Origin of the sequence: Flavobacterium shii (assembly GCF_025847235.1) — a bacterium.
Classification (GTDB): domain Bacteria; phylum Bacteroidota; class Bacteroidia; order Flavobacteriales; family Flavobacteriaceae; genus Flavobacterium; species Flavobacterium shii.
In genome coordinates this window covers 166,443-190,211 of sequence record NZ_JAOZEW010000007.1, presented here as the reverse complement: position 1 = coordinate 190,211, position 23,769 = coordinate 166,443, and the positions used below count along the sequence as shown (strand labels likewise).

At 32.6% G+C, this 23,769-nt stretch carries 17 protein-coding genes; 4 read left to right on the top strand and 13 right to left on the bottom strand.

Going from position 1 to position 23,769, the window contains the following annotated elements; translation table 11 throughout:
- Window positions 1-79: 79 nt before the first annotated feature.
- From kbl to OIU83_RS09020, 4 genes are all read right to left on the bottom strand, one after another.
- Window positions 80-1,273 carry a glycine C-acetyltransferase gene (gene kbl, locus OIU83_RS09035; RefSeq protein ID WP_264205927.1) on the bottom strand — a complete coding sequence of 398 codons (1,194 nt, stop codon included), beginning with the start codon at window positions 1,271-1,273 and terminating at the stop codon, window positions 80-82.
- A gap of 71 nt (window positions 1,274-1,344) precedes the next feature.
- Window positions 1,345-4,503: a UvrD-helicase domain-containing protein gene (locus OIU83_RS09030; RefSeq protein WP_264205926.1), complete on the bottom strand. Its 3,159-nt coding sequence runs from the start codon at window positions 4,501-4,503 to the stop codon at window positions 1,345-1,347.
- Window positions 4,504-4,587: 84 nt separating this feature from the next.
- Window positions 4,588-5,184: a lipoprotein signal peptidase gene (locus OIU83_RS09025; protein ID WP_264205925.1), complete on the bottom strand. Its 597-nt coding sequence runs from the start codon at window positions 5,182-5,184 to the stop codon at window positions 4,588-4,590.
- Between the two features lie 91 nt (window positions 5,185-5,275).
- Window positions 5,276-5,500 (bottom strand): hypothetical protein, encoded by a 225-nt coding sequence (locus OIU83_RS09020; RefSeq protein WP_264205924.1) that lies wholly within the window; start codon window positions 5,498-5,500, stop codon window positions 5,276-5,278.
- Window positions 5,501-5,674: 174 nt separating this feature from the next.
- On the opposite strand from OIU83_RS09020, the gene OIU83_RS09015 reads away from it, so the two are divergent.
- Window positions 5,675-6,031: a roadblock/LC7 domain-containing protein gene (locus tag OIU83_RS09015; protein ID WP_264205923.1), complete on the top strand. Its 357-nt coding sequence runs from the start codon at window positions 5,675-5,677 to the stop codon at window positions 6,029-6,031.
- Window positions 6,032-6,056: 25 nt separating this feature from the next.
- Window positions 6,057-6,437 (top strand): hypothetical protein, encoded by a 381-nt coding sequence (locus OIU83_RS09010; RefSeq protein WP_264205922.1) that lies wholly within the window; start codon window positions 6,057-6,059, stop codon window positions 6,435-6,437.
- Window positions 6,438-6,619: 182 nt separating this feature from the next.
- Here the strand turns inward: OIU83_RS09010 and OIU83_RS09005 are convergent, their stop codons facing one another.
- From OIU83_RS09005 to gdhA, 7 genes are all read right to left on the bottom strand, one after another.
- Complete coding sequence (locus OIU83_RS09005) at window positions 6,620-7,000, bottom strand: TraR/DksA family transcriptional regulator (protein WP_082001802.1); 381 nt, start codon at window positions 6,998-7,000, stop codon at window positions 6,620-6,622.
- Window positions 7,001-7,007: 7 nt separating this feature from the next.
- Window positions 7,008-10,409, bottom strand: a complete 3,402-nt coding sequence (gene ileS / locus OIU83_RS09000) for an isoleucine--tRNA ligase (RefSeq protein WP_264205921.1) — start codon at window positions 10,407-10,409, stop codon at window positions 7,008-7,010.
- A gap of 235 nt (window positions 10,410-10,644) precedes the next feature.
- Window positions 10,645-12,567 (bottom strand): hypothetical protein, encoded by a 1,923-nt coding sequence (locus OIU83_RS08995; protein ID WP_264205920.1) that lies wholly within the window; start codon window positions 12,565-12,567, stop codon window positions 10,645-10,647.
- Window positions 12,568-12,616: 49 nt separating this feature from the next.
- Window positions 12,617-14,512 carry a PQQ-like beta-propeller repeat protein gene (locus tag OIU83_RS08990; protein WP_264205919.1) on the bottom strand — a complete coding sequence of 632 codons (1,896 nt, stop codon included), beginning with the start codon at window positions 14,510-14,512 and terminating at the stop codon, window positions 12,617-12,619.
- Window positions 14,513-14,640: 128 nt separating this feature from the next.
- Complete coding sequence (recO, locus tag OIU83_RS08985; RefSeq protein WP_264205918.1) at window positions 14,641-15,354, bottom strand: DNA repair protein RecO; 714 nt, start codon at window positions 15,352-15,354, stop codon at window positions 14,641-14,643.
- A gap of 117 nt (window positions 15,355-15,471) precedes the next feature.
- Window positions 15,472-17,757 carry a type IX secretion system anionic LPS delivery protein PorZ gene (gene porZ / locus OIU83_RS08980; RefSeq protein ID WP_264205917.1) on the bottom strand — a complete coding sequence of 762 codons (2,286 nt, stop codon included), beginning with the start codon at window positions 17,755-17,757 and terminating at the stop codon, window positions 15,472-15,474.
- A 129-nt stretch (window positions 17,758-17,886) separates the two neighbouring features.
- Window positions 17,887-19,230: an NADP-specific glutamate dehydrogenase gene (gdhA, locus tag OIU83_RS08975; protein ID WP_264205916.1), complete on the bottom strand. Its 1,344-nt coding sequence runs from the start codon at window positions 19,228-19,230 to the stop codon at window positions 17,887-17,889.
- Between the two features lie 323 nt (window positions 19,231-19,553).
- On the opposite strand from gdhA, the gene OIU83_RS08970 reads away from it, so the two are divergent.
- Entirely contained in the window at window positions 19,554-20,348 is a 795-nt protein-coding gene (locus tag OIU83_RS08970) for a THC0290_0291 family protein (RefSeq protein ID WP_264205915.1), read from the top strand.
- A gap of 59 nt (window positions 20,349-20,407) precedes the next feature.
- Here the strand turns inward: OIU83_RS08970 and OIU83_RS08965 are convergent, their stop codons facing one another.
- A complete protein-coding gene (locus OIU83_RS08965) occupies window positions 20,408-21,550 on the bottom strand; it encodes a cystathionine gamma-synthase (protein WP_264205914.1) in 1,143 nt (380 codons plus the stop codon).
- A 105-nt stretch (window positions 21,551-21,655) separates the two neighbouring features.
- Here OIU83_RS08965 and OIU83_RS08960 point away from each other — a divergent pair, with 105 nt between their 5' ends.
- A complete protein-coding gene (locus tag OIU83_RS08960; protein ID WP_264205913.1) occupies window positions 21,656-22,399 on the top strand; it encodes a DUF3298 and DUF4163 domain-containing protein in 744 nt (247 codons plus the stop codon).
- A 180-nt stretch (window positions 22,400-22,579) separates the two neighbouring features.
- On the opposite strand, the gene OIU83_RS08955 is transcribed toward OIU83_RS08960, so the two are convergent.
- A complete protein-coding gene (locus OIU83_RS08955; protein ID WP_264205912.1) occupies window positions 22,580-23,716 on the bottom strand; it encodes an ATP-binding protein in 1,137 nt (378 codons plus the stop codon).
- Window positions 23,717-23,769: the final 53 nt, after the last annotated feature.

Below are 23,769 nucleotides of genomic sequence, written 5' to 3'. Positions count from 1 at the left end.
TAGACAAAAGTAATGCGTAAATTTTTAACTACAAAATGAAATGTTAAAAAAAAACAATTAGAAACCTAAAAAGTGGGAATTATACAACATTTAACATTTTACCTACTTTAACAAATGCTGTTAAAGCTCTGTCCAGATGGTCTTTTGTATGAGCAGCAGATAATTGTACTCTTATCCTTGCTTTTTCTTTAGGAACTACTGGAAAAAAGAAACCAATCACATAAATACCTTCTTTTAATAATTCATTTGCCATATTCTGCGATAATTTTGCATCATATAACATAACCGGAACAATAGCCGAATCCCCATCAATTATATCAAACCCTGCTTTCTTCAAGCCTGCTTTAAAATAATTAGTATTCCATTCAAGCTTATCTCTTAATACTGTATCTTTTTCCAAAAGCTCGAATACTTTAATAGATGCCCCAACAATTGCTGGTGCCAATGAATTCGAGAACAAATATGGTCTTGATCGCTGACGCAATAATTCCACAATTTCTTTCTTAGCAGTTGTATAACCTCCCATAGCTCCACCTAAAGCTTTACCCAGAGTCCCTGTAATGATATCAACTCTACCCATTACTCCTTTTGCCTCAAGAGTTCCTTTACCTGTCGCACCAATAAATCCTGCAGCATGACACTCATCCACCATAACCATTGCATCATATTTATCTGCTAGGTCACATATTTTATCCAACGGTGCTACCACACCATCCATAGAGAATACACCATCTGTAACAATTAACTTAAAACGAGCTCCCGCTTCATTTGCTTTAATTAATTGCTGCTCCAAATCCTCCATATTACTATTTTCATAACGATAACGAGCCGCTTTACACAAACGAACACCATCTATAATAGAAGCGTGATTTAAACTATCTGATATAATTGCATCATTTTCCCCCAACAAAGGCTCAAAAACACCTCCATTAGCATCAAAAGCTGCTGCATATAAAATCGTGTCTTCAGTTCCATAAAAATCAGCTATCTTTTTCTCTAATGTTTTATGAATATCTTGCGTTCCACATATAAAACGCACAGATGACATACCAAAACCATGTGTATCCATAGCGTCTTTGGCTGCTTGAATCACTTCTGGATGTGATGATAATCCCAAATAATTGTTTGCACAAAAATTCAAAACCTTCTCTCCCGTAGAAATTGTTATTTCAGCATCCTGAGCAGAAGTTATAATACGTTCCTTTTTAAAAATTCCGTTTTCTTCAATAGTTTGCAATTCATTCTGCAAATGCTCTTTAATTTTTCCGTACATTTTTATTTTTTTAATATGTTAAATTTTAACAAGTTATATAAAACTAAAGCTTTAACACCTGACTAATTTTTCTACAAATTTACTACATCGATATCGGTTCCTATATACACCAATGCTTTTTTTAACACTTTATAACCCATATTTTCAATAGCAATCTGATATTCTTCAACTTGTCGTTTATATTTAGGATTACTCAAACCTGTTTTATAATCCAGCAAATAAGCATCTCGATTTGGAGTAATAACAACTCTATCTGGTTTTAAAGTCTTTCCATCTTTTTGAATAATTGTTTCTTCATTCAAAACTCTATTATCCCCCTCAAAACACACACTAATTTCCGGATGATTTACAATTTCCTGAATTGTTTTTAAAACTATAGCCTTTTGATCAAAAGTAATCAATCCGCCCTCTATTGCTTTTACAATTGCCAAATCAACATCCGACTTATCTTTTACAAAAGCCAAGATTTCATGAATGACATTCCCATAAGATATGGCTTCTTGCTGATGCGTTCCCCACATCAAGGCTTCACGTTGGGCTATTTTAATACTCTTAGGGTTTAAAACCTCAGAAACGAGCGGTATCGTTTTTATCAAAGACAAATGCTCATGCGTAACAGACAGCTTAGCTGGGTTTCCAAATTCATATTCCAACTTTCCTTCATCATAAACCCCTTTATCCATTAAATATTTAATAAAAAAAGATGCCATATTATTAGGGAATTCACCATCTTTTTTAGGCTTTACTTCCTGAGAAATCACATACAATTGCTCTTCAGCACGCGTAAGAGCTACGTACAAAACATTGATATTATCCAGCAACTCTTCTTGCTTTTTAGAATTAAAAACCACAGCAGCATCCTCTCCAAAACCTGCCACCGCACTACTATTATCGATAAGAACTTTAGGCAATCCAAAATCTGCCTCCTCGGCATTTAACCACAACTTATCTTTTGGCTTACGACTATAGTCCTCTTCTGCAAATGGCATAATTACTACTGGAAACTCCAGTCCTTTTGATTTATGAATAGTCATAATTCGAACTGCATTATTCCCTTCAGGGGACGGAATACTAAATTTCTCGGCATTCTTATCCCAAAAAATTAAAAAATCCGAAATACCTGCTTGATTTCTAATATCTCGTTCTAAAACAATATCAAGAAAATACTGCACATAGGCATTATTATATACCGGTCGCACAAACTTTGAGATAATAGTCTCCACCGCTTCATAAAGTGATTTTTTTCGAATGTCTTCAAATGAAAGCAAAACATCAAATCTCTCTAACCATTTTTCGAAAGTATTTTCATTCCTCTCAGCCATTCCTTGCGCTATAAAATCATGAGCCGGAATTTCATTTTCTTCATTTATCGCCAAAAAATACAAGAAGTTAGCTTTCGCTTCTAAATCTGCATTGTTATTCAGATACTTCAACAAATGAATAATCAGCCGAACTTCAGTTGCATTTTGAATCATTAATGTCTCCGAAGATAAAAGTGGGATTTTTTGCTCCGTTAAATAATTAGCCACAGCAATACCCTGACCCCTTTTACGAGTTAGAATAACGATATCTTTATATTCAAATCCCTCACGTAGAACTTTCTGAATAGTGTTTAAAGTAGCCAAAACATGTAAATCTGTTTTTTCAAGAGCCTCTTCCTCATCAATCTGATCATTTTTATCAATTACAGAGAGAAAAGAAATATTCACATACCCACCTTTCTTAGAATTTGTTTTTTGATGACTATGATTTTCATACAAATCTTTATAATCAGCATTATCAAACTCAGATGACATTAATTTAAAAAATCCATTGTTAAAATCAATAACCTCACTATAACTACGGTAATTAGTATCTAGATGTGTTATCTTTTTATCTGGATTATTAAAAGGATTTAAATCTTTACTTAATTCTATAAACTGCTCAGCCTTTCCTCCTCTCCAACGATAAATAGATTGTTTAGGATCTCCCACAATCATCAAAGTACCTTTCTCTCCAAAATCATCTTGTCCAGAAAGCGCATTATCAATTAACGGAATTAAATTCTGCCATTGCATTTCGGAAGTATCCTGGAATTCATCAATAAAAAAATGACGATATCTTTCTCCCAAACGTTCATAAATAAATGGTGCCGGTTGATTTTGAATTTCACGGTGAATTATAGCATTAAACTCCGAAATTGACAAAACGTTTTGTTCATTTTGAATCTTCTCCAATTCATTACTCACCGTATTTAATAATGAAAGTGGTGTAATATTTTTTAGAAATGCTTTATAAAAATCTCTTTTCTCGAAATTCTTATAAATCTTATCCAGAATCTGAAGCAATTCCGGAATGATATTCTCAATTAAAGCCCTGTCTTTGGCCGTTTTATTAATTGCTATATCATCAAACTCATGAAATGTTTTATTTTTAGGATTGAATTTCCCATCTCGAATACTTTCAAGATGATTCGGAAAGGTTCCTCTTGAAAATGACTTTAAATCTATTCCAATTTTATCAATCAAGGAAATGGCATTCGCAGCAAGAACTGTATTTTCTTCTTCTAACTCCTTACATAAAACCTTAAGTTTGTTTTTTATCTCAACAAACTCCCCAATAGATTTATCATGAAAATGAGTTATTTCATTTCGATTATTTTCATTTAGAATTAACCTCCCCGTTTCAAGAATTTCGCGAGAAACATCCCAACTTTTATCATCGTCGGTTTTCTCCATCGTAAAATCAATTAACAACTTGGTTAAAGTCTCATCTTGACCCGCTTGCGCTATAATTGCATCTACCGCCTCAATTAGAAGATTTTCGGTATCTAAAGTTACCTCAAAAGTCATCGGCAAATTAAGATCATGCGCAAAAGCACGAATAACTTTATGGGTAAATTTATCTATAGTAGAAATATCAAAAGCCGCATAATTATGAATAATATGCTTAATGATACTTTTAGATTTTGTTTTTAATTCAATGATAGAAAGCCCTGTTTCACGAGCCAGATCTTCCATTAAATCCATCGCTTTCGCTGAAGGCTCTTCTTTGGCAAACTCAGATAAACTACCTACAATTCGGCTTTTCATCTCATGCACAGCCTTATTAGTAAAGGTAATCGCAAGAATATTACGATACGCATCGTTTTTAGGAGCCGAAAGAATAATTTTAAGATATTCCTTAACTAAAGTATATGTTTTTCCAGAACCTGCAGATGCGTCATATATAGAAAAGGAAGGTCTTTGCATTTTTTTTTAGTTTTCGAACTGTAAAAATAAAACATCCCGAGAACTATCGGTTGCAAAAAACTAAAATTCTATGAAGTAAAATTATTAGTGCTTATTAAATGCTTTTTTATTAAAAACAATTAAAATCCCAACACCTGTAGAAATTGCCATATCGGCAAAATTAAAAATTGCATTAAAAAACTTAAATGACTCTCCACCCCATATTGGCAACCAAGTTGGCAAATTCCCTTCCCAAATCGGAAAATACAACATATCAACTACTTTACCATGAAACCATGTTCCGTAATGTTCCGGAGCAAACAATGTTGCCAGATTATTATAACTATCATCGAAAATAACGCCGTAAAAAACAGAGTCTATAATATTTCCAGCCGCTCCAGCCATAATTAATGCAATCGCAATAATTAGATAACTAGAACTATTTTTTCTACTTGAATCATACAACCAATATCCAATACCAAAAACAGCGAAAATTCTAAAAACCGTCAAAATTAATTTGCCATATTCTCCTGGAATTTTTGTACCCCAAGCCATTCCCTCATTTTCAATAAAAAGAATTTTAAACCATTTAAAAACTTCTACTTCCTCACTTAAAACAAAATTGGTTTTAATGTAAATTTTTGAAACCTGATCAATAAGTAATATGATGAAAATAAGTAAATATGCTTTTCGTAATGACATTTTATAATTTTTTATTGGCGCAAAAGTAACAATTAAATCAAAAAAAACGCTCCATTGGGAGCGTTAATTATTTTGTAACAAAATAGCCTCATTATTTTTTATCATTATATCTAACCGGTTTTGACCCCTCCAAAAAGAAACTTGAAATAGAATTAAACAGCCCTTTCGTTTCCTTTTTCCCATCTCCGGTTTTAACCATACTATTCCGTGTGTTTTTTGCCCGGGCAACATTTAACTTAATCCTTATCTTCTCAAAATCCTTCATTCTATTATCAACATCCGATTTCACATCTTTAAATTTCAATACTTTAGCCATGGTATATTATCTTAAATTAATATTTGATTAAGGTTCTTGTTTTGCCTTACAATAATACATAAAAATTTTATATTTGTCAATAAAATTAACGAGATAATACACTTAAAAGCTACTTATTTTTGATTAAATTAGCGCTATCAATTATTTTTTAACAATTCCCCAAATCTGTACAAAATGAATGAAATCACTACTATCTTAAATGAGTTTCTAATTCAGACAAAATCAACATCTGCATTAATATCCGGCACAAAAGGTAAATTAATCTCCTCACTGCACTTAGATTATAGCGATAGCGTTGCAGCAATGAGCGATGCTATTTTATCTATGAGCGACAAATTCCTAACAGACCTAGACAAGGGCTTATTGAAGCAATTGTATTTAAAAACTACCGATGGAGTAGCCGTAATTAACAAAATAAACAATTCTCACAGTGTAATTGTCTTTTCTAATGACGGAAGCAACCTCGGATTGTTTTTGCGTAACATAGATGAACTATCCACACAACTAAGCAAAATCAATCTTTTAAAATAATTAATAATCAATAATCCCCAAAATTATGAGTAACGACTTTTTAAATGTTTTCCTAAACGACATGAAAACAAATGTGAATGGTTTTATAGCTGTGGCCGTAACCGAAATCGAAACAGGATTAAGCTACGGCAATATCAGTATTGATTCAACCTTTGATCCTGAGCTTGCATCTGCGTACAATCTTGAAGTAGTTAAAGCAAAATTAAGCGCTGTAAAGGCACTAAATTTAAAACAAGACATTGAGGACATCCTAATCACCCTTACCTCCCAAATTCACATCATTGACATTTCGCCTAACAACAAGTTTATGGTTTATCTAGTCGCAGACTCTACAAAAGCCAACTTAGGAATGACAAGAGCGGTTTTGAGAAAACACAAAGCAGATTTAGAAAAAAATCTAGCCTAATCTTACTGAGATTTCTTAATTAAAACTGCCTTTTTACTGGGGCAGTTTTAATTCTTATTAAACAAAAATCTTTCAACACTCCAAATCGACTACCTTTCTACCTCTTCCTAAGAAATTACTCTTTTGGTTTTTTAAGCAAAAAAAAACGCCCCTTTTCAGGAGCGCTTTATTTATTTAAAATTTTATCGTTGCAAGTTTTTAGCTTCGATACTCATCGTAGCATGAGGAACAATTTTTAATCTTTCTTTACCGATTAATTTCCCTGTTACTTTACAAACTCCATATGTTTTATTTTCTACACGGAACAATGCATTTTTAAGGTCGCGGATGAACTTTTCTTGTCTGATAGCCAACTGTGAGTTTGCTTCTTTGGACATAGTTTCGCTTCCTTCTTCAAATGCTTTAAATGTTGGCGATGTATCATCTGTACCATTATTTAAATCGTTCATGTAAGCACTTTTGATCAAATCTAAATCTGCTTGTGCTTTTTGTATTTTTCCCAAAATGATCTCTTTGAATTCCGCTAAATCTGCGTCAGAGTATCTTGTAATTTCATCTACCATATTATATTTATTTTGAAATTAATATCATTGTTTTAATATCATCAAACTCAATTTCTATGCCGCTTTCCAATTCGTCTAAGAAAACCAAGCTATCTGTTAATGTCTCAGACTTAATATAGTCTTCGTTTTTAAGAATAGCATTTTCTAATATACCACTTCTTTTTATTTGTACCCTTATTTTATCGGTAACTTCAAATCCAGAATCTTTACGGATATTTTGAATTCTATTCACCAATTCTCTTGCGATACCCTCATTTTTCAATTCTTCCGTGATTGTAATATCAAGCGCAACTGTTATTCCGTTTGAATTTGCAACCAACCAACCTTCGATATCTTGTGACGTTATTTCGACATCTTCTAATGATAAAGTTACATTATTTCCTGCAATAACAATATCTAGAGAACCTTCCTTATCTAACTGACTGATTTGTTGCGCAGTAAAAGATTGTATCTCCTTGGAAATCAATCCCATATCCTTACCAAATCGCGGTCCTAATGCCTTAAAATTAGGCTTAATTTGTTTCACCAAAACACCAGAAGCATCATCCAAAAGAACTATTTCTTTAACATTAACCTCTGCTTTTACAAGCTCAGAAACTGCCTCAATTTCACTACGTTGATTATCGTCAAGTACTGGAATCATTACCTTTTGCAAAGGTTGACGCACCTTAATCATCTCCTTTTTACGGAGTGATAAAACTAGTGATGAGATCGTCTGCGCCTTCTGCATTTTACTTTCTAACGTTTTATTAACAAAGTTTTCAACGTATTTTGGAAACTCCGCCAAATGTACACTGTCGTAATTTTCTGACCGTGTCGAAGTTGTTAAGTCTCTGTAAAGTTTGTCCATGAAAAACGGAGCTATCGGAGCACTTAATTTACTTACAGTTAACAAACAAGTGTAAAGTGTCTGATATGCAGCTATTTTATCTTGTGCATACTCCCCCTTCCAAAAACGACGACGACATAAACGAACGTACCAATTACTTAAATTCTCCTGTACAAAGTCTGATATTGCACGAGCAGCTCTAGTTGGCTCATAATCGGCATAAAAGCCATCAACATCTTTTATCAATGTATTCAATTCCGAAATAATCCATTGATCAATTTCTGGTCTTTCGTTTAGTGGAATTTCTGCTTCTGCAAACTTAAACCCATCAATGTTAGCATACAACGAAAAGAATGAATAGGTATTATATAATGTCCCAAAGAATTTACGGCGAACCTCTGCAATTCCTTCAATATCAAATTTCAAATTATCCCAAGGATTTGCATTCGAAATCATATACCAACGTGTTGCATCTGGACCAAATTCTGCTAATGTTTTAAATGGATCTGTTGCATTCCCCAAACGTTTAGACATTTTCTGTCCGTTTTTATCCAAAACCAATCCGTTTGAAACAACATTTTTATAAGCTACTTTATCAAAAACCAATGTTCCGATAGCATGTAAAGTATAAAACCATCCACGTGTTTGATCTACACCTTCGGCAATAAAATCGGCTGGAAAATCTTTATTCTCATCAATTTTATCTTTATTTTCAAAAGGATAATGCCATTGTGCATAAGGCATAGCACCAGAGTCAAACCAAACATCAATTAAATCTGCTTCACGCTCCATTGGCTTTCCAGATGGAGAAACCAAAGTAATTTTATCTACTATATTTTTATGTAAATCGATTAAATCATAATTGCTCTCGCTCATATTTCCGATTTCAAAACCTTTAAACGGGTTTTCTTTTTGAAAACCAGTTGTTATCGATTTTTCGATTTCATTGTACAATTCTTCTACCGAACCAATAAGAATTTCTTCTTGTTTATCTTCAGTTCTCCATATTGGCAATGGAATTCCCCAATAACGAGAACGTGATAAATTCCAATCATTGGCATTTTTCAACCAATTCCCAAAACGACCTTCTCCAGTTGCTTTTGGTTTCCAGTTAATCGTTTCGTTAAGATCGAACATTTCATCTCTAACATCGGTGATTTTTATAAACCACGAGTCAAGAGGATAGTATAATAAAGGCTCATCTGTTCTCCAGCTATGTGGATAACTGTGGACATATTTCTCTACTTTAAATGCTTTATTTTCTTCTTTAAGACGAATAGCAATTTCTACATCTACAGAGCGTTCCGGAGCTGTACCTTCGTCATAATATTCATTTTTTACATATTTACCGGCATATTCACCTACATGCGAAGTGAATTTCCCTTGTAAATCTACCAAAGGAACTGGGTTTCCATTCTCATCCAATACCAACATTGGCGGAACTTCCGGTTTAGCTTCTTTTGCTACTTTAGCATCATCTGCTCCAAATGTTGGTGCAGTATGCACAATTCCTGTTCCGTCTTCGGTAGTAACAAAATCTCCTGAGATTACTCTAAAAGCATTCTCAGGATTTTGATAAGGTAATACGAAAGGCAATAATTGCTCATAACGAATACCAACTAGACCCAACCCTTTTGCTTCGATAAGTACTTGATATGGAATTTTTTTATCTCCTTCTTTGAAATTTTCAAAATCGGCAATCTCATTACTTTCAAAGAAACCTTTACTAAACTGTTTTCCAACTAAACTCTTAGCCAGAACTACATTTATAGGCTCAAATGTATATTGATTGAATGTTTTTACTAAAACATAATCTATTTTTGGACCAACTGTTAATGCAGTATTACTTGGCAAAGTCCAAGGAGTTGTTGTCCAGGCTAGAATATGAATATCTCCAAATCCTTGAAGAAAACTTGGTAATGTCTCATTAGTTGCTTTAAACTGAGCCACAACAGTTGTATCGGTTACATCTCTATAACTTCCTGGCTGGTTTACCTCATGCGAAGACAATCCTGTTCCTGCTTTTGGAGAATACGGCTGAATTGTATAACCTTTATACATCAAACCTTTATCATAGATTTGTTTTAAAAGCCACCAAACCGACTCCATATATTTTGGTTTATAAGTTACATATGGATCTTCCATATCTACCCAATACCCCATTTTTTCGGTCAAATCATTCCATACATCAGTATAACGCATTACGGTTTTTTTACACGCTTCGTTATATTCTTCGATAGAAATCGATTTTCCAATATCTTCTTTGGTAATACCTAATTCTTTCTCGGTACCCAATTCTACAGGTAGTCCGTGAGTATCCCATCCAGCTTTACGCTTTACCTGAAATCCTTTTTGAGTTTTATATCTGCAAAAAATATCTTTAATCGCACGTGCCATCACGTGGTGAATCCCCGGTAATCCATTTGCAGAAGGCGGACCTTCAAAAAATACGAAAGGCACAGCACCTTCGCGAGTAGTTACACTCTTCTCAAATATATTTTCTTTCTTCCAAAAATCAAGTACTTCAGACGCTACAGTAGGTAAGTCAAGTCCTTTGTATTCAGTAAATTTTGTGCTCATTTTATCCTTTTCTTAAATCGAAGTGCGAAAGTAAGGAATTTTGATTTTTTTAGCCACCAATTCACTAATTAAATTTGTTAATACATTTATAATTCCATATTTATCAAAAATGGGAGTTACTATTAAACGAAAATATTTCCTCTAAAATTGCAAAATATAAAATGCAATTTTAGAGGAAATACTCTCAATCTCGATCGAATTTAAAAAATCAATCCAGTTATTCAAACACTAAATCTTACTTAGTAAATGACCCAAAATAGATTTCTTTGGTAAATATCCTATTACCGAAAACTGGATTAATTTCTATTTTATCCCTTTGTTCGTAATAAACTGTATCTCCGTAATAATCTTCTATTTCAAAATGAATTATATACGGAATTGCTCCATTATTCAAAGCTGGAATTTGTTTATAATCTTTAAAAGTCTTTCTCTCGAAAAAACTTTTGTTCCCATCTTCAAACTGTGTTTTTTCAACAGAAACTATATTAAATTTCTCTTTATCAATAAAAACATGATATTCTAATTTTGGAATTGTTCTATTACTTGAATTTAATGTTTTCTCGAAATAAGTTAAATGATAACACAACTTCCCTCCATTCATTTCTTCTCCTATCAATTCATATTTATTCCATAAATCGATTCTAAATCCCGAAAGTAAATTAATAGGATCCAAATTTGCCGAGAGATTTGAATAATCTGTTGCAGATAATTTTTTCCATTTTGCCGTTACACCACTTTCTCTGTCATCATGACTCCAGGATTCCGGACCATTTACGACTTCATAATAATTCTCGGACATTTTCTTTTTAAGAAGATAATTTGTTTGTGTTGCCCATCTTTCTTCTGTTTGAGCCACATTGCTTTCTTCCAACATCAACTTAGAGAACAAGTGCATCTTTTCTATTTTCTTCAAAGCTTCGACTCCTCCTAAATTATTAACTATTTTGGCTAATAAATCCGGATTACTTTGATACGCAATAGAATCAAGCATGTTGTCTCTTTGGATTCTATTCTTTTCCAAAGATTCTGTTCTGGTAATTTTTTCCTGCTCCCAATCGGCATCCTGACGATCAATTTTTTCAAAAAAAGCAAGCCTTAATTCTTCTTTTTCTTCAGCAATTTTCAAACCTAACTTTTTAAGTTCTGCAAAACGAGTGGTATGACTTCTTATTTTTTTATCTGCAAAATAAGCTTTATTCACTCTTTCTACAATTGCTGATCCTCTCGAATCTTGTTTATCATTTTCAATCAACAAATTAGCATATTGCAAAGCTTTTTCTTTATTCTCCAGCAAAAAATAAGTTTCGGCTAAATTATTCGTAACAATGAAACGAATATCTTCATTTGCCGAAGAAGCTGGATATTTAACCAACAAACTTTCTAAATACTGCAAATGCGACGATAGTAATTTCTCGTCTAAACCTTTTTCGAGAGTTATTTTCTCCATCTGAGCAGTAATTTCTGTCTCAAAAGCAAGCATTTGTTTGTATTCCGAATGTGCTTTTGAAGTCACAAATTCAAACTTTTCTTTAGATATACCACTTGTATATCCAAATTTATAATTTAAAAAATCCTGAATCCTTATCGCTGCCTTATAGATAACATTATCAAACCCAAGTCCCACATTACTGTAATCTGAGTTCTTAACTGCTATTCTTACTTTTTTATCATGATCTGAGGCCACAATTTTCAAAGCAACCATGCTATTTCCTGTACTTATTGAATAGTAATCTGAACCTCCAAAATCCTTAGTTAATAAAATTTTATCCCCATACTTAACATCTAGCCTCACATTCGTCAAATAATTAGAACGTGCATTATAAGTCCAATGATTTTCTTTCTTATTATATACACTATCTATTTGTGTATCGGTATATCTGGGCATCGCAAAAGTTAAGTAAAATTTAAGCTTCCCATTTACCGGATCTTTTATAAATCCATCAATATTAAAAAAATCCTTCTTTAAATTAACTTCATCTTCCTGAAGCGATTTATCCATTTGGTAAAAAGCCGTTTGCGTTAGTACATTATCAAGAGCAGGAAATTCTGAATATCTGATTACCGGAATTTTAAATTTCTTCGTTTTTGAGCTTATTTTTTCTTGTGCCTGAATTGAACCAATTACAAGCAAAGTAACCAAGAGTAATATTTTTTTCATAGGCAAAAAAAAGGCCATCAGAAGTAAATCCTGATGGCCGTAAGATTTTTTATTTCTTATTAAAAATTTGAATAGATTTATCAGACACGTAAAAAATATTTTGTGTCGCAGGGTCAATTTCGTATTGAGGTTGATTATTATTAAAAGTAATTTTATCAAGCTCTATTCCATCAACTTTTCTGATTTTTACAAGCATTTTTTCTCCTGAATCTGCTTTTGCAAAAATATAAGAGAAATCTCTATTTTGTTTCATTGCTTTAAAACGAGAACCAAATTTAGCAGTTACCAATCCTAAAGCTGCTGCTCCTGCTGCATAACCTTCTGCTTGTGCCATATTAGCTTTATTCTCTTTTCTCAACACAACTGATGATTCAAGATTTCCTTGTTGATCACGGAATTCCATTGTTATTTCTCCTCCTTTTACCACACTTCCTACTGCAGCAGCACCAAGAGCAAAACTACCTACCATCGAAGCTCCTTTAATAAAACGTCTTCCTGTTTCTCCTGGTTGGCTATAAGTTAAATGGTATTTTACAGTTCCATCCATATTAACCCCCATTACCTCAACTGGTCCAGAAAGAACTACTCCCCAAGGAAACAATTCGATACTGTTTAATTCTTTTTCTTTTTTGATATTTACTTTAGCAAAAGGCTCAGGCTTGTCGCTTATACTTGGATCAAACTTGAATAATTTTTCATCATTGTAAACCAAATATGAATTTGTCCCTTCATCATAAGTTGGTAATACTGGACGATCTTTGTTAAATTTAATATTACGTTTCCAAAGTTTAGCACCCGTTTTATAGTCAACCATGTTACCATAAGTCCCTGTAAGGTACATTACTTTTTCACCAACTTTCCCTAAATAATAAATCGGATCTTCTTTATCATCTGAAATTTCAATAAACTTTTTCCAAAGTTTTTCTCCATCTTTATTGATTAACATCATTTCATTCTCTGCAACATACAAGAAGTCTTGCTCTATCGGAATAACTCTTTTCAATCCATCTCCACGAGCATCTTTTTTCCAGATTTTCTCTCCAGTTTTTAAATCATAAAAATTAAAACCACTATAATGTGCAATTAATAATTTTGTACCCCAGTCTTCTAAATAAACAACACGTTTTGTTTTAATAGATTCTTTCCAGATACTTTTTCCATTATCCGTACTTAAAACATTCAAGTATTGTTTAGTCGAAAAAATTCCTTTACTATTAACTACAACTATATTTTTATCATTTTGAGTTAAAAAGAATTTTGAGTAATCTTCTTCTGCTTTCCAATTTAGTTTCCCTGAATTTCTATCAAAAGAATATAACTTTCCGTATAATAAATAATAAATTACTGAACCGTTTATTTTAGCAATATTTGTATTTGCAGACTCTTTTAATGAGAAACTAAATAGCGATTTTGCTTTATCAACAGTAGTATTCCATTTCAACTCACCTGTTTTCATATCCAACAAGGCAATAGCCATATCTCCATCTTTTTTCAAAGTAAGCAGATACTCATCTGTTTCTGGAATAAAATCCGATTGAGTTACCCAAAAAGACTCTTTAGAAGAGTTGTATACAATCTTACCAGTGTCGGTATTAATAATTATATATTTACTATTAATATAAGCCTCAACATAAGGGCTTCCACCTACGCTTGTTAAAGCACTTTTATCCTTAAAAACTTTACCGAAATCAGGATCGCTTAAAATATCTCCTGCTGAAGTAGCTCCAAAATCATCTTTGGTCAAAGTCCAAACTATTTGTTTAGTTTCCGGATCTAACCCCTTTACAGTACCGCCTTCTTTAAAAACAACAATCCCTGTAATTTCATTTTGAACCATGTCTTGCACATTGTTCTCTGTTTTAATTATTTCATCATATTTCCTTTGGGAAAAGACTGAAACGCTTACTAATAAAAGTAAAATAATCGAAAAAGTAATTTTCTTCATAGACCCTTTTTTTAAAGTTTTATAGTTAAGTATGAATAATATGCTAGAAATTAAATATAAAAGATTGAAATTTTCAAAATTTTATAAAAAATTACCGCACGCAAATATATAAAAATAGGAGTCCGTTTTTAAGAAAATATTTCTTTCAAAACCTCTAGTGATTTAGGCCTTTTAAAGCCATCAAGATGAAAACTATAATAGTCGATTAAGATCTTTAAAAGTAGTTGCCTCTCAATAACATGAAAGACTTTTTGATCATTATCGAATTTTAAATCAATAAGCTTCTTAAACAAATTGGTTTCGTGCTCTGTTAACGCACTTAATCCATGAAAAAGCGTAAAGACTCCTTCGTTCATCTCAAAAAATGGCAAATCAACATCTGAAACATCAGGATAAAAACCTAAATATTTAGTAGTTTCCAACATTAATATCAAATGAAAATTGGTGATTTCATCATGCTGATCCAACCAAAACAATGCTGTTTCTAAGAAAATAAAAAGAGATTCGTTCTTCTCTTCTTCCTGGATAGAATAATGTAAAATCTCGGACAAGAACATTACAATCGTACTTTTTACAATGTCGGTATGAATAGTCTGGAAAGGAATCCCAATTTTTATTTCTTTAAAATTTTCTAACGTCCCTTTGTTCTTATGAACCGCTTCAATTTCAAGAATAGTCAAAGGCTGAAAATAAGCAATTTTTTGACTGGATTTTCGAGTAGAAAAAGCATCTCGTACAAAATAAGTCTTTAAACCATGAGAAAGTGTAAAACATTTAGCTATCAAGCTTTTCTCCTGAAATTTTATAGCCGAAATGACAATTGCTTTGGTTTTTACTTGCAAAATAAACTTCTTAGATTTTTTTAGACTTACTTAAAATATGTTGGACTTACTTAGATTTTTAGAACTAAAAGCTCTGCACAGATTACCGAGACTGAAACTAAAAACTGATATTGAAAACTATCGTATAATCATTACTTTCTTAACTTTGGTTTCTCCTCCGTCCTGAGCAGAAACTACAATCATATACACACCTGAGGCTACTTTGTATTTTCCAAAAGCGGTCGTATCCCATTCAATTGTTCCTCCCTCAGATGTTGTTTCGTAAACCAAATTACCTTCAATATCTGTAATTTTAATATTGGCTTTATCGAGTAATCCTGCAATTTTTACCGTTCCCGAAAATTCTGGGCGTACAGGATTAGGATATACATATACGTTGTTTAAATTCTCATTGGCTTCGGTAGCGATTCCTTTAAACGAAACCATCCCTTTGTTTGTCGCGATGTAAACTTCTCCTGTAACGCTATTTATACCAATATCATTAACCTGATTACTTGGTAATGGCGAATTATTTATAGTAAAATGATATTTGGTTTCCTGACCATTTGGCGAAACAAAAAATACTCCAGAATCTGAGGTTCCAATCCATTTATTGTTTACACCATCTACAACAATTGCCGAGATAAATTGCTCATACAGTAATTCTTGAGCCAAACCATCATCCATTATGATTATAGGATTTGTTTTTAGTTGATTTTCTGTTTGAAAATTATTTACATTACTCAAAACACGAAGCCCTCTTGTTGTACCTATCCAAAGCTGATTTTTAGCATCTACAGCAACCGCTCTTACATCTACAATTGGTAAATTCCCATTATCTAGACCTACAGTAATCTTTTTGAATGTATTTGAACCTTCGTTAAAACCAATTACACCATCTCTATATGAACCAATCCATTTTGTGTTATTCTTATCTATAGCTACATTACTAAAACTGGCGTCCTCAGGTTTAATAAGAACCGTACTAATAGGAAATATTTGCCACTGTCCGTTAGTTCTCAAAACCTTTAATCCATTTTTGATTAAACTGTTGGTTACCCATAAATTTCCTGATTTATCAAAAGCAGTTCCATTTATCCTAACATCAATATAGTTGGGACCCGCAAAAGTAAGGGTCTCTAAGCCGCTATTCGATTGATTGTATAAAATTGAAGGAGTATCATTTTCTATCTTTAGCAATCCTGAGAAAAATGAACTTGCATATACTTGATTTTCATTACTAGGATTAACAATAATTCTTGTTATAGACTTTGCTTGAAGTACTTTTTCATATGGGATATTCAACCATCCGGCGGCATTAAATTTGCTAATTCCATAGCTATCCAAAGGATAAGGGTTATAACTAACATTATAATCTCCATAAACCGCCCAAAGCGAATTTGGTGTAACATTTATAGCAAAAATATTATTCCGAACTGGACCTGCAGGCATCGTGTTTTCAAATATTGAAGCTCCACCTAAAAGTGCAGATGAAAAGAGACCATTCCCATCTGTACCGATATATATATTATTTCCCACTGTAGTTGCACAAGTAAAACTCACTGGTATGGTCGAAACATCGCTATTTTTTATTTGACGATTCAAAACCATTTGATTATTATAAACATAAACCGTACTTGGGGTTGTTACAAACAAATTATGATTTTTGGCACGCATATCCGTAGAAGTTTGTGACAATTGTAAAAAACCAACAAATGCATTCGAGTTGTAACGATGAATATATCCACCTGAATTTATTGCAATAAGCTCCGTATCTAATGTTTCAACACTAGACCAATCGCCAGCCGCAACAACAATCCACTGATTGTAATCAATTAAATTAGAGCTTGTACTATTAGCTCTTCTTATTCCGCTATTAGTAGCTGCATAGATAAATCCGTCGAAAATTGTAGTTTGTCTTACACTAATCTGAGTTCCATTATCTCCAATGAAGTAAGTATCTCCAAATTGCAATGTCTTTAGATTAAACTGAACAATTCCAAAATCGCATGAAACATAAACTACTCCATTATATTCCATGAAATGATTTATTTTTTTTAGATTGGCAGGAAGTTGTTTATTAATGATATCGACTACTTTTACGATACTTCCATCAACTTCATTAATAACTATCATCAATCCATTCTCATATCCAATAAGTGTTTTACGAAACGATTCACTATGATATAAAGACGAAATAGTTTGCCCCGAAAGACCATCAACAGTATTTGTTGTCTTGATTATATTTGTCGTTATATTTTTAGAAAACAATGCATTTTCTGTAGCTGCATAAATTACTGCAGGAGAATCTGAAATATCTTTAATCTGGTTATAAGAGAAATAACCTTGCCACAGCAATTTGTTTTGTGCAAAACCTAATTGCATCAACAATAAGAACAAGATGTAAAAAAACTTTTTTTCCATTATTTATACCTAAAATTGGTTTCACAAATATAATACAAACGAAAGTATTTGAATTTTGTTCTGCTATAAATAAAAAAATGCCTCCGATTCGAAAATCCGAATGGAGGCATTTAATTTTATTTTTAAGGACTACACTACTCCCTGAGCAAGCATAGCATCTGCTACTTTTACAAATCCAGCAATATTAGCTCCTTTTACATAATTTACGTAGCCATCTGCACCAACACCGTATTTCTTACATTGGTTATGGATTCCTATCATTATATCTTTTAATCTAACATCCACTTCTTCACTTGTCCAGTTTAAACGAATTGAATTTTGAGTCATTTCTAATCCAGAAGCCGCAACTCCACCAGCGTTTGCTGCTTTTCCTGGAGCAAAAAGAACTTTCTTACCTACAAATTGTTTTATTGCATCAAGTGTACATGGCATATTTGCTGCTTCAGTAACACATATAACGCCATTTGCAATTAATTTCTTAGCATCTTCTTCGTTCAATTCATTTTGTGTTGCACATGGAATAGCAATATCTACTTTTACTTCCCATGGGCTTTTTCCTTTATGGAATTGAGCATTTGGATATTTCTTAACATAAAGCTCAGCTTTATTGTTTCCACTTGCTCTCATTTCGACCATGTGCTCGATTTTCTCTCCAGAAATTCCTTCTTCGTCATAGATATACCCATCAGGTCCAGAAATTGTTACCAACTTCCCTCCCAATTCATTTATCTTCAAAGCTACACCCCAGGCAACGTTACCAAATCCTGAAATCGCAACTCTTTTTCCTTTAATTTCATGTCCGATAGTACGTAACATTTGGTCTGTGAAATACACAACACCATATCCTGTAGCTTCTGGTCTAATTAATGAACCGCCATAAGCAATTCCTTTTCCAGTTAAAACTCCAGTAAACTCATTTTTAATTCTTTTGTATTGACCAAATAAATAACCAATCTCTCTGGCTCCAACACCAATATCTCCAGCAGGAACATCTAAGTCTGGTCCAATATGACGACATAACTCAGTCATGAATGATTGACAGAAACGCATGATTTCGCCATCAGATTTTCCTTCAGGATCAAAATCAGAACCTCCTTTTCCACCACCCATAGGAAGTGTTGTCAAACTGTTTTTAAATACTTGCTCAAAAGCCAAAAACTTTAAAACAGATAAATTTACCGTATGATGAAATCTAATTCCTCCTTTATATGGTCCGATAGCCGAATTCATCTGAATTCTAAAACCTCTGTTAACAATAATTTCTCCTTTATCATCTACCCACGGCACTCTAAATATTATAGAACGTTCTGGCTCTGCGATTCTAAGAAGCAAGTTCTTACCATCATATTTTTTTTGTTCAGCAATAAATGGAATTACCGTTTCGGCAAATTCTCTAACTGCTTGAATAAACTCAGGTTCATTTGGATTTTTTGACTCTACAAGAGCCATAAATTCATTTATTTTTTGTTTCATTTTATAAAAAAATTATCAAATAAATTAATTCTATTATTTACTCAACCAAACAACAGAAAACTCACATAAAAGCGGCTTTTTGTTATTTTCTACAAATATACGTCTTATAAAGAAATTGGGGTTGATATTTTATAAATTATGGATAGAATTATATTATTAATACTAAATTTTTAAAATACATATTTTTGATGCAATGTTTTACACGAAAACGTTATAGTATTAGAGTTAAAACAACACACTTCCTTACTAATATTATTTTTATGATTTTTTTATGATTTGAATGATGTTTTTATATCTTTGTCGCGATTAGAAAATTAAACCTAATGTTCAAAAAGACAGCCCTCTCATTATTAATTTCGTTTACTTTTTTACATAATACCGTAGCACAATCTAAACTAGCACATGAAATTGGTATTATTTCTGGACCTGTATCTTTCAAATCTGATTACGGTCAAAGAAACAACTATACTACAAATGTTGGAAATACAGGATTTGGAATTGGGCTTGTACATTTTTTAAACTTTTCGTACAATGCTAAACATGAAACTTATTTCAATGAACATTTTAAAGTTCGCTCTGAAATCTCCTACAGTCATACTAATCTACATCATTTTGGAGAAACAGTTAATGGCAACCCTAATAAAATAGGTGTTATACAACTTAAAGCCATGAGTGGAAGCACATCTTTGGCAAATATTGGCACACAATTAGAGTATTCTCCATTTATGAAAATTCATGATTTCGAAAATACAATTGGTGCATTCAGCCCTTATATAAGTGCAGGAATACAAGTTAGTTATTACAACGCCAAAGCAAGTTCAAAACTAGGACCTTTAGGAAATCCAGCAACCACCTTTTATAAATACCTAACTCCATCAGATGGTCATGCACATGGTTTTTCAAACCAAAGCGGAACCGTTTTATCATTTACTACCGGAATTGGGGTGCATTATAAATTAGCTCCTTTACATGACCTATTATTCGAAGCCAGATTCCAATATTACAACTCGGATTGGGTGGATGGATTAAACCCAAACAAAGAAATTTACAAAGAAAATAAATCCAACGATGCGCAAGTTTGGTTTACCTTTGGATACGCATATTACTTAGATTTTTAAATATATACAAAAAAACCAACACTTAAATGTTGGTTTTTTTGTATATATCTTAATTAATCTTATTCTAATGCTTGTTTTAAATCGGCAATTAAATCTTCCGCGTCTTCTATACCTACACTTAATCGAACCAAATCATCGGTAATTCCAACTTCCGCTCTCTTATCTGCAGGAATCGAAGCATGAGTCATTAAAGCAGGATGATTTGCCAAAGACTCTACTCCACCCAAAGACTCTGCCAGAGTAAATACTTTTAACTTTTCTAAGAAAACAATCGAGTCTTCTTTCTTACCAGAAGTAAAAGTAAAAGAAACCATTCCGCCAAAAGCTTTCATTTGCTTTTTGGCAATTTCATGAAAAGGGTGATCTGGCAAACCTGGATAATAAACCGTTTTAATTTTAGGATGGTTATTTAAAAACTCCACCACTTTCTCTCCATTTTCACAATGTCTTTGCACTCTTAAATGAAGTGTTTTAATTCCTCTTAACACCAAGAAACTATCCATTGGACCTAAAGTTGCACCTGTAGCAAATTGTTGAAAATGCAATTGCTCTCCTAAAGCCTCGTCTTTTACAATTAAAGCTCCTGCAATAACATCCGAATGTCCTCCTAAATATTTGGTTGCAGAGTGCATTACAATGTCCGCTCCTAAATCTAATGGTTTTTGCAAATATGGTGTTGCAAATGTATTATCAACTGCAAATAATATTTTATTCTCCTTCGTAATTTTGGCAATTTCCTGAATGTCTGCCAATTTCATCAACGGGTTTGTAGGTGTTTCTACCCAAACCAATTTTGTATTTTCGTTTATCAAAGATTTAAATTTTGCGATATCATTCATATCTACAAAATGGAATTTTATTCCAGAATCTTTATATATACGAGTAAACATACGATATGTCCCTCCATATAAATCATCCATTGCTATGATTTCATCTCCAGCTTTAAACGAACGCAAAACACAATCAGTCGCTGCTAATCCTGATGAAAAAGCCAATCCGCGTGTTCCGTTTTCGATACTTGCCAAAGCATTTTCCAGAGCAGTTCTCGTTGGATTTGACGCTCTGCTATATTCATAATCTCCTAGAGGCTGTCCTGGGCTTGTCTGGATAAATGTTGATGTTTGATACACTGGAGGCATAACAGCTCCTGTACTTGGATCATGATGTTGTCCACCATGTATAACTTTCGTATTGAATTTCATATCTTTATATTTTTAAAGCACTAAAATGCGCTACAAATTTACCCTTTAATTTATTTTAATCAAGTTACAAGTTAATACCTTTGTATTTAATTAACACTTTTTAAGATGAAACATTATACTTTTTTACTCGTAACATTTTTGTTTCTAACAAGTTGCTCCAAAGAACTTTCATTTAAAGAAGAAACATTCGAAAAGAAATCAACTCTACCTTGCAAAAGCAATTGCCCAAAAATTAGCTTAAAAATTCCTATTGCCCAAAACATCCCAATTATTTCAGACAGTATCAATAAAAAAGTATTTTCTGTTTTAAAAGAAATTATTTATTTTGGAGACAAACCATTCCAATCTACCGACTATAATGATTTGACTGCTTCTTTTATTAACTCTTACGAAGAAATGCACACAAAATTCCCTGATGATAAGTTTGGCTGGGAGGCCAAAGTTGAAGGCAATCTAGAATACCAATCTGATAGTATTTTAAATATAAAGATTAACCATTATACATTTACTGGTGGTGCTCATGGATACCAAGGATATCGTTCTTTGTTGTTTAACCCCAAAACAGGTAAATCAATTACAACGAATCAATTATTCAAAAGCGAAAAAGATTTCAAGGCTTTCGCCGAAAAACAATTCCGAACTAAATATAAAATCCCTACCAATGGAAGTATAAATGCAACTGGATTAATGTTCGAAAATGAAAAATTTAATCTGCCCTTAAATATTTTTTATACCAAAGATGGACTTCTACTTTATTACAATTCGTATGAAGCTGCTTCGTATGCAGATGGGCCTAAAGAATTATTGTTGCCATATACTCAAATAAATGATTATTTAGTTTTCAAATAATTCTTATTTAAATTTAAAAATGTAGAACTTTATAAGTTAGACGCACTACGGTGCGTCTCTACGGAAAACCTTTGCGAGACAAACTTACTGGTTCTCATCTACAAAAAATTAGACACACTGCATTACGTCTCTACAGAAACCTTTGAACCTTTGTCTCTTTGAACCTAAGCACCTTTCTCACTAAATATCATATTTCATCTTTCTTAAAATTCGTAAAGCTTCTTTAAAAGATAAATATACTTGTGTAAAAGGCTTTAAAAGCAATTTTGCATCAATTAATTTTTGTTTTGCATCTTCAAAACCATTAAGATAACAAATCATAAAAGTAGATGGTAAATTTTCTAAATCTACCACTTCACGATCCGACAAAGTCTGTCCTTTTTGTAATTTAACTAGTAATGCTACGTTAGAATTATATATATGATGCAGCATTTTTCGATTAAATTCCGGCGGCTGAAAGAGTATTTCACGATCGATTTTATAGTAGCCATTATCAAAAAAATGCATTGTTTGCTGCTCAAGCGGATAATAACTAGTTTTATCATTTAATCCTAAAGGAACATATTCGAGAATAGTAAAACTATCTTCGTCGTAAGTAATCGTTACCACATCCTGAGCCGAATAAAATAGCTTAATTTGTTCATTTATCAACTCAATATCAACTCGGGACAAAAATGTTTTATCTCGAGATTGCTTAGGAACTCCAGCCCAGCAAATCACAAATAATTCTTTGAAGACTTTATATTTTGGCGACATATCTTTATGCCGAAAATTCATAAAATCAATTACACCATCCAAAGTATATTCAATACTATTACGTGAATTATTTTCTATTCCGATTACAGTTTCGGTATTCTGGTAATTTTTCTCAATTTCCCCTTCAACCGGAACCGAATTACTACCTCGCCTTATAAAAACACTATTGGCAACAATGGTATGAATCCCTTTTTTAAAATAAGATGTTTTACTTTTAGGCTTAATCGTAACCAATCCTATCACCTTATCTTTTGGGAGATTAGGAAAAGGAACATTTTCATATTGAATTCTAGGTGGATTTTCAAGAAAAGCATTGACCAGATTCTGAATTCGGCTGTCATCAAAAAAATCATCACCTACAATCTCATTATCATGATCCTCAACACCCACTACGATATAGGAATTATTCGTGGGATTCGAATTTGACAATGCACAAATATGTTTTAAAAACTTTGCTTTACCTTCACGAGAATGCAAATTCAACTGCCTCTTTTTATCATAAAAACTACTCTCATCATTATGTGCGAGTAGATTTTTTATTAAAAGGCGCTTATTGATCATTTATTTAGACTTCTTAGATAGTTAGATTTTTAGACTTCTTAGATAATTGGATT